Here is a 255-nt window from a genome sequence, read left to right on the forward strand (position 1 = left end):
GAAGACTTTGATCCTGGCTCAGATTGAACGCTGGCGGCATGCCTTACACATGCAAGTCGAACGGCAGCACGGAGCTTGCTCTGGTGGCGAGTGGCGAACGGGTGAGTAATATATCGGAACGTACCCTGGAGTGGGGGATAACGTAGCGAAAGTTACGCTAATACCGCATACGATCTAAGGATGAAAGTGGGGGATCGCAAGACCTCATGCTCGTGGAGCGGCCGATATCTGATTAGCTAGTTGGTAGGGTAAAAG

Annotated in this window: 1 rRNA gene; it reads left to right on the forward strand. The window is 52.5% G+C overall.

Annotated elements, in window-relative coordinates:
- Window positions 1-255, forward strand: a 16S ribosomal RNA gene (locus tag GYK42_RS29015); the annotation flags it as partial.

This window comes from Janthinobacterium lividum (genome assembly GCF_011601275.1).
Taxonomy (GTDB): domain Bacteria; phylum Pseudomonadota; class Gammaproteobacteria; order Burkholderiales; family Burkholderiaceae_D; genus Janthinobacterium; species Janthinobacterium lividum_E.